Source organism: Calothrix sp. CBUCES-K 9914, assembly GCF_059640475.1.
In genome coordinates, this window is the sequence record NZ_JBXXZH010000328.1 from 1 (window position 1) to 9,074 (window position 9,074).

Here is a 9,074-nt window from a genome sequence, read left to right on the forward strand (position 1 = left end):
GTTGTAGTCTTAGTAAACATAACTCTACTACAGAAGGCCCTCTTTATTTTGGCGAAGGTATTGTTATTTCGTAAATCGTTTGGTTTGCAAATACTCCGAAGATTCTTAGGTAATGGACTGGTAAGCAGCGAAGCAGACTTTTGGCAACGTCAACGGTGCCTAACACAACCAGCTTTTCACAGAGAGCGTATTTTCGGCTACGGTGAGGTGATGGTGGACTATACCCAAAAGCTACTTACCAGCTGGCAAGATGGTGAAGTTCGCGATATTCATCAAGACATGATGCGACTAACATTAAAGATTGTTGCCAAAAGCTTGATGGAAGCTGACCTCGAAAAGCACGTGAAAATTATCAACGATGCAACAGAGTCAAGTATTGAGTATTTTGAAGCTCGTTTCAACAACTTATTATTATTTTTACTTCCTGATTGGTTTCCTAGGCCAAAAAATCTACGCTACGTAAACTTGATGCAAAAGTTAAATCACATTATTAGAGATTTAATTCAAGAACGTCGTAGTAGTGGAGAAGATAAAGGCGATTTGCTATCAATGTTACTACAAATGCGTGATGAAGATGGCACAGGGATGAGTGACCAACAATTACGTGATGAATTAGCAACAATGATTTTAGCAGGTCATGAAACTACTGCTTTAACAATGTCGTGGACGTTTTACTTGCTGTCGCAACACCCAGAATTTGAGCGGAAATTATGGGAGGAATTGCAAACGGTATTGAATGGTCAGGCGCCAGCTATTACCAACTTACACCAGTTGCGTTACACCGAACGAGTGATAATGGAATCGATGCGGTTATATCCTCCTGCCTGGTTAATGGCACGTACAGCTCTAGAAGATTGCGAAATAGCTGGTTATTCTTTGCGAAAGGGTGATGTCGTGTTAATGAGTCAATGGGCAATGCACCGCGACCCTCGTTATTTTAACAATCCAGACGAATTTAATCCAGACCGTTGGGAAAATGATTTGGCAAAAAAACTACCAACGTTTGCGTATTTTCCTTTTGGTGGGGGTCAAAGAATCTGCATTGGTAAATCCTTTGCCATGATGGAAGCTGTGTTGTTACTAGCAACTATTGCTCAAAATTACCAACTCAAGCTAACACCACAGGAAATTGTTCCTTGGGCAGCTTTTAGTTTACGTCCTAAACACGGAATAAAAATGTTACTAGCAAAGCGATAGAATCCATTCACCTTGTATTGTTACTTGCATAAACCAGAGACACGTAGAGACGCGATTAATCGCGTCTTTACACAGAGGGGGTAGGAAGATTGGCAACGGATGGTGAACAGATGTAACGGATGGTTAATTTTAAATAGTCACGCACCAAAATTTTGTTTGTAATTAATAAATTATCCGTTACATCCGTTGCATCCGTTGCAAATTGTTCTTCCCTACTTCTACCCGATTTATCTTTATTTTGGAAGATATCAACAAAAAGAATGAGTTCTAGAGGAGTAAACGTGAAAACGCCAAAACAAGTTATTTTTGGCTGGGTAGATGCTTTGAATGCTCATGACGCTTCGGCTGCTGCTGCTTTTTACCACGAAAATGCCGTAAATATTCAGGTTGCTATCGGTACTCCTCTTGAAGGCAAAAGTGCCATTTATGCGGATTTCGTTAACTTCTTTCGTTCAACCCCAGATACTTACACTCATATAGAGAACTTATTTGAAGATGGTGAATGGGCTATTCTTGAATGGACTGGTGGCGGCACATTTGTCGGAAATGAGGCTGAATCAATAGCACAGGGTAAAAAGTACACGCTTAGAGGATGTGGCTTCTTTCATATTGTTGATGAAAAAATTCGTTTTCAGCGTGGGTACTGGGATAAAGCTTCTTGGTTTAAGCAAGTTGGGCTTCCAATAGATTAAAAGTAGTATTTTATACGAATTGCATAAAACTTCATTTAATGCCGTATAGATTTATATTGGCATTTTGTAGTACACAATACAAAAAATTAGAGGTTATGTGATATGAATGAAGCGCGCGTACAAGAATTTGTGTATCAAGTTGTTAATGATATGGCAGCAAGCATGTCTGGTGTGATGGCAAACATCGGACACAAGCTTGGTCTTTATAAAGCAATGGCAGGCGCCGGAGCAATTACACCCAAGCAGGTAGCCCAAAAAACAAATACAAAGGAACGTTACGTACAAGAGTGGTTAAATAATCAAGCCGCAGGTGGTTATGTTATTTACCATCCAACCACGCGCGCTTATGAGTTACCTGATGAACATGCAATGGTGTTAGCTAACTCCGAAAGTCCTGTGTTTATGAGTCCCGCTTTTGATTTAATTTCCTCAATGTGGTTAGATGAGGACAAAACTATTGATGCTTTCCAAACAGGTAAAGGTATTGGTTGGCACGAGCATAATCCAAGATTGTTTTGTAGTTGTGAAGCCTTCTTTAGAAATGGTTACAAAACTTATTTAACTAATTCGTGGATTCCTGCACTCTCTGGAGTCGAAGCAAAGTTAAAAGCAGGCGCCAAAGTTGCTGATTTGGGTTGTGGTCACGGCGCCTCTACTATTATTATGGCGCAGGCTTTTCCTAATTCCACCTTCTTTGGCTTTGACTACCACTTTGATTCAATTGCTACTGCTCGTCTACGTGCCCAAGCTGCGGGTGTTGCAGACAGAGTTCACTTCGAGGTCGCCACAGCTAAAGATTACCCAGGAAACGACTATGACCTAGTTTGTTTTATGGATTGCTTGCATGATATGGGCGACCCAGTAGGCGCCGCAAAATATACCAAAGAAGTGTTGAGCAAAGATGGAACTATATTATTAGTCGAACCTTTTGCAGGAAAAAAACTCGAAGATAATCTCAACGCAATTGGTCGCATGTATTACGCTGGTTCCACTGCCATATGCACACCAAATTCCCTTTCTCAAGAAGTTGGACTGGGACTAGGAGCGCAAGCAGGAGAAGAGAGACTAGCTCAAGTTATGTCTGAGGCAGGGTTTAGTCATTGTCGTCGCGCAACGGCAACACCTTTCAACTTAATATTAGAAGTGCGAATTTAGTAAATAGGGTTGGCATAATTTTAATCTTGTGGGGTGGGCATCCTTGCCCGCCCATTGACAAAATTCAAGCTCTGCTGGCTCATCGCTATAAAGGCAGGCGGATGGAAAAATCAGTGCCTCGACCTAATTCTGACTGCACTTCTAAACTACCACCATGTTTTTCCACAATTTGACGAGCGATCGCTAATCCGAGTCCTGTGCCTTTACCCACACCTTTAGTGGTAAACAAATGGTCAAAAATTCTGGCTTTTACTGCTTCTGTCATGCCTTTGCCATTATCGCTGATCTGGATTTCGACTGCGTTTTGCTCAGTCAGCGCAGTTTTAATTGTAATTTTCTGAGGGTTGGTTTGTAGATCAGCATAAGAAGCTTGTTGGGCAGCTTCATCAAAGACATCGATTGCATTCGCCAAAATGTTCATAAATACCTGGTTTAATTGTCCAGGGAAGCATTCGATTTCGGGTAAATTACCGTAGTTTTGAATAATCTCGATTGCGGGACGATGTTCGTTACCTTTAAGACGGTATTTCAAAATTAGCAGCGTGCTATCGAGACCTTCATGTAGGTTGGCGCCGACTCTGTTGTCCGTATCGGCGCGAGAAAAGGTACGGAGACTAGTACTAATCGACCTGATTCGCTCGGTTGTACTTTTCATTGAGTCCAGCAATTTCGGTAAGTCCCCGCTCAAAAATTCGAGGTCAATTTCTTGGGCATTATCTTGAATAGGTGCAGCAGGATTAGGATAATGTTGCTGATAAAGCGCGAGATGTCCAAGGAGATCTTGCAGATACTCTTTGGCATTGTTGATGCTGCCATTGAGGAAGCCGATCGGATTATTGATTTCGTGGGCAACCCCTGCAACTAAATTTCCAAGCGATGCCATTTTTTCGCTTTGGACGATTTGTAATTGTGATTGCTCAAGCTTTTGGGCATAGGTTTGAGCTTGTTGATAGAGACGGGCATTTTCCAGAGAAATGGCGGCTTGGGTACAGAGCAAGTTCAACAGTTCGACGCGATCACGGGTAAACGCCCCAACGGTGAGATGATTCTCTAGGTATAAAATAGCAACGAGTTTGCCCTGCCGAAGAATCGGTGTACACAAGATACTCTTGGGTTGCTTTTGTAATACGTAGGCATCTGTTGCTAAGGTGGGATGGGCTGCGGCATCGACAATTACAAGAGGTTGCAGACTGCGCTTGACGCTGTTAATCAAGCAGTGGGGAATCTCTTGACTGGTGGAGAGGGTGATGGATTGTACCCGCGCTGGTTGATCGACGGTGGCAAAGGCTTCCACGAACCACTGATTCTCATGTGGCATTAGCAATACCCCTTTGTCGGCGCCAGCATTTTCTAGAACAGTATGCAGTAAGGTTGCCAATAGCTTATCGAGTTGAATTTCGCTCGAAAGGGTTTGAGAAGCTTTCAGGACGCTTGCCAAGTCGAGGATGGAAGAAATACTGGTGCTACCGGAACTAGAAGACTGAGTAACAGAAGTCTGGAATACAGAAGTCTGGAATACAGTTAGAAATTCTTTTGCAAAATAAGTTTCAGTTGCCGACAAAGGCATTTGCTGCTGTTGTAAAATAAGTGCGAGCAGGTTGGGATAGCGGGACTCTAAGTCCTGAACTTTGGCTTTGGCACCCCAACGCGCGTAGCCGTAGTAGGCTTCGGTCATGTATTCCTGGGCAATGCGCTCTTTACCCCAGCTCAGGTAAAATTTGGCGGCAAGTTCGTTGGCAAGGGCTTCTTCGTGAATGTATTCGTTGGCTTTGGCGGTGGCAATGGCGTGATCGTACAAACCTGCTGCTTCTATATGCCTACCAGAAATTTGCGCCATCTCCGCTGAGAGTAAGAGATATCGATGCAAAAAGTTTTCTGGGCAACTATCCGCCCATTGTTTAACAATTGACTGATGCTGTTGCAAAACCTCGCAATATTGCTTTTTCCTTTCTGATGTGGCAGTGGGATAGAGAGCTATTAAACTGAGTGGATAATAGAAGTAGTACTGAATAATTGGGAAAAAACCAGCGTTAGCTGCTAGTGTCTCCTCAGCTTCTTCTGCCGCTTCAATAGCGTCAGCGTAGCGACCATAAAAGTAGGCAAGTTGCAGTTTGAGGAAACAATACCAGTTAATTCCGTGTTCAAAGTTCTTCTTTTGTCTCCAGACATCTATATAGAGAGTTTTTTGATCGTTTTGAATATTCTTATGGCGAGAAACTAATAAGTCGGTATATTGAGAAGAATTTTGGAGACTCAAAAGAAACTGTCGCTGTAATGTAAATGCGTACAACATATTAATATCGTTTACCTGCTGAACGTAGCTCAGATATTTTTCAGTCTCAGCATAAACATCATCTAGACGTTCGCCCTTCACCAACATAGCCCAAATAAGAAACGAAACCGCCCAAACCCCAAATACTACGTCTCCAGCTTCTCGACTGGTTTGGAAGGACTGTTGAGACAGCGGCAAATTCGTCTTTAAATGTTGATTGTAAGGATTAATCGTATGTGCAAAGATGTTGTTTGTTTTATAAATAAATTTAGTACTGTTGTAATGGCGATCAAGTTTTAATCCTAATGTTCCAAACTCGTAAGCCGTTTGATAATCTCCCTGGTTTGCCAGACTCATTCCATAGAGACAATACGCAAACCCCGATGCCTCGGCGTTACCATGTAACAATGAATTGTTAACCATCAATAGTATACTCAGAAAGGAGAGGTATTGCTCTCCTGCCATATATGCTGCCGCCCAAATATCAGCCAGAAGGCTCATGCAAACCTTCTTAATGGAATCTGTCATTTCAGGCAGATTGAATAAATCTGCTGGCTGTACTTTTTTCAATAAAGTGTTTAGTTTTTCTAGTTCGGCTTTGAGCATTGCTTGCTGTTCTTCAACTGTAAGCGGCAGATGCATTCCCATAATGCTCAATCCTTTCAGTCCAGCTTTCAAGCCAGCTTGGATATTCTCACCTTGAGTCATTTTCAAATACATCTGGATAGCATAAATGTCTGCCTGAGCGAACTTATCCTGAGCAGAATTTAACACCAGTTCAAATAGTTTTTCTGCTTGGTTTAAATCACCAGTTAAATATTCACACTCTGCGCGTTCTCGATATAATCCAAAAGTTAGTGCGTAATCAATTTGCCAACTATTATCTGTTAGTAAATTAGCACCTAGAGTCAAATATTTTAAGGCTGCTTGATAAGCAGTAGAAGATTTTGCTTTTCTTCCAGCAATGAGATTGAGTTGGGCGACTTTATATTTTTCTGATTGCTGATTAATACTATCAATTCCTTTATTTAACTGATTAACAATATCAAAAATATTTGTTTCAACGAATTCGTGTGATGTGTTCTTTAGCAACAATTTTCCGATTTTTAAATGAGCAGCTTTTTTCTGATGCTCAGGAATCAAAGAATAGGCGGCTTGTTGAACTCGATCGTGTAAAAATCGATAGGTCAAATTAACTGTATCCTCTGCTCCGGACTGTTCTGTACCCTGAAAAAACTTGTATACCTGGCTCGTCGGTAAAATCAAGCCTTCCTGTAATGCTCTCCACAATGCGTTTGCCGTAGTTATTTGAGACTGCTCAAACACTATCGCCAAGGTCGCTAAATCAAACTGATTGCCCACACAAGCCGCTAACTTCAACACTTGTTGTGTTTCGAGTGGCAATTTTTGCAATTGCAATGCCATGAACTCTACCACATCATCGGTGAGTGTTAACGCTTTTACTTGGGCAATGTTGCATTTCCAATAGCGACACTCATGATCAAAGCTAATCTGTCCATCTTCATGTAACGCTTTGAGAAATTGCGTAGTAAAAAATGGATTTCCTTTCGTTCTACGATCTATTAATTCGGTAAGGGGTTGTGCGAGTTGCCTTGAACACTTCAACGTGTCTGCAACAAGATGATTGGTATCGTCAAAAGTTAGGGGCGCCAGACTGATTGTATGGACAATTGCTTGCGATTTCTTGAGTTCCTCTACAGTTAAGATAAACGGATGTGTGGGCGATACTTCATTATCTCGATAGGCGCCTAACATGAAAAGATAACCATTGTCACTCATTAGGAGTTTGAGCAACTGAAGCGAAGCCAAATCTGCCCATTGCAAATCATCCAAAAATATTACTAATGGGTGTTCTGCCGTTGTAAATACTTTAATAAACTTTTGGAACAGCAAGTTAAACCGATTCTGTGCTGCATTGCCCGATAGTTCAGTAACGCTGGGCTGTTTGCCAATAATCTGCTCCACTTCCGGAATAAGATTGATAAGAACTTGCCCATTCTCTCCCACGACTGCCAAAATTTGCGTTCGCCATTGCGCCACTTGCTCGTCTGATTCACACAGCAATTGCCCCATCAAATCCCGCAACGCTTGTACAAATGCTGATAGAGGAATGTTGCGATTAAACTGGTCAAACTTACCTTTAATAAAATAGCCTCGCTGTCGTATAATTGGCTTGTGAATTTCCGATACAACAGCCGTTTTCCCAATTCCTGAAAAACCCGCAACCAGCATCAGTTCTGAGGCGCCACTGCCAACCCGATCAAACGCTTTCAATAAAGCCTGAACTTCAGCTTCCCGACCGTAGAGTTTTTCGGGGATGAGAAAGCGATCACTTAGATCTCGTTGTCCCAGTTCAAACGCTGTAATTTTTCCCGTTTCTTTCCACTGTGTCAAACACTGTTGCAAATCGTATTTGAGTCCTAGGGCGCTTTGATACCGATCTTCAGCATTTTTTGCCATCAGTTTTGCAACGATCTTCGCCACCATCGTCGGCACATCAGGGTTCACCTGATTAACAGGGACAGGCGCCTTTGCAATTTGACAATGCATCAATTCCAGTGGATCGTCCACCGCAAACGGCAATGTTCCGCTCAAGAGTTGATATAGCGTCACACCTAAAGCGTAGAAATCAGCACGATAATCGATACCGCGATTCATCCGCCCAGTTTGTTCTGGAGCCAGATACGCCAGGGTGCCTTCCAAGATGTTAGGACTTTGGATTTCTTGGGTTTCCTTGGGCAACAAGGATGCAATACTAAAGTCGATCAATTTGACTTGTTTCGACTCAGGATGAATCACAATATTGGCGGGTTTAAGGTCTTTATGCACCACCCGATGCTGGCACAGATTGTGAAGAATGTCAGCGATTTGGATAGCGATCTCGAATACCTCTGTTAGACCCAACGAATGTTGCTGTACGTACTTTCCCAAAGCAACCCCACCGTAATCCTCCATCACCAAGGCATAACTATTTTCAATTGGTTCTAGGCTCAAGGGTCGGACAATCCCAGAAACGAGGCAATTTTTGCCATTTGCGTCAATGATGTATCGCATTATCGTATACTGATTGCGAAACTGTACTAATTCGGCAAAGCTTGGATATTCGCGCCGCAACACCTTAATTACCACTGGACGCTGTGATTCCACTTGTATTGCTCTATACACTGCCGTCCGAGAACCCAGATATATTTTCTCAACAAGGGTATAGCCAAAAATGTTAGGTGGCAAATTAAGGGAAGTGTTTGCTAGAAGTGTCATAAGCTTAGGTATGCTGCGTTATTTAAAGCTGGTTGAATTATCCCTAGGATACCCAGATATTTTTGCAATTTAACTTTAAATATCCCTCCTCTGTTACCTCCGTAGATGAAAACCTAAAATACTTGCGGGACAAGGGTTTTAGAATCAGGACGGGAGAAACTGGCACAATCGGTCTTGGCTATAAAAAGCCGCGCCATTGATACCCAAAGCAGCACGAGTTGTATAATGCAAAGGTGCCGCGATCAATCTTGGTGTCGGCAGACCTAAAGCACGATAAACTCCACGCTTTGCATAAATTTTTGATTGAACCGTATTCAATACACAGAAGGCCAAATTTGCTGGGCAAGTGTGAATTAGGAGTATTCGTTTGATGAAAAGAAAAATTTTGTATATTTTGACTGCACTTATCAGTATTATATAGCGGTTCCCAGTCACATGAGGTATAATAAGTAAATTAGGTAGTGCATCTCAAAAAAAGT

General features: G+C 42.1%; 4 protein-coding genes. 3 read left to right on the forward strand and 1 reads right to left on the reverse strand.

The genetic code is table 11. The features are described from left to right. The 3 genes from AC2JBO_RS39940 to AC2JBO_RS39950 form a co-directional block, all read left to right on the forward strand. A partial coding sequence (locus AC2JBO_RS39940; protein ID WP_496959176.1) for a cytochrome P450 occupies positions 1–1,197 on the forward strand: 1,197 nt, incomplete at its 5' end. Between the two features lie 281 nt (positions 1,198–1,478). Next, entirely contained in the window at positions 1,479–1,889 is a 411-nt protein-coding gene (locus AC2JBO_RS39945; protein ID WP_496959177.1) for an ester cyclase, read from the forward strand. Between the two features lie 102 nt (positions 1,890–1,991). Then, on the forward strand, positions 1,992–3,044 hold the full coding sequence (locus AC2JBO_RS39950; protein WP_496959178.1) for a class I SAM-dependent methyltransferase: 1,053 nt from the start codon (positions 1,992–1,994) through the stop codon (positions 3,042–3,044). An 85-nt stretch (positions 3,045–3,129) separates the two neighbouring features. Here AC2JBO_RS39950 and AC2JBO_RS39955 read toward each other — a convergent pair whose 3' ends face one another. Continuing rightward, positions 3,130–8,595, reverse strand: a complete 5,466-nt coding sequence (locus tag AC2JBO_RS39955; protein WP_496959179.1) for a trifunctional serine/threonine-protein kinase/ATP-binding protein/sensor histidine kinase — start codon at positions 8,593–8,595, stop codon at positions 3,130–3,132. Positions 8,596–9,074: the final 479 nt, after the last annotated feature.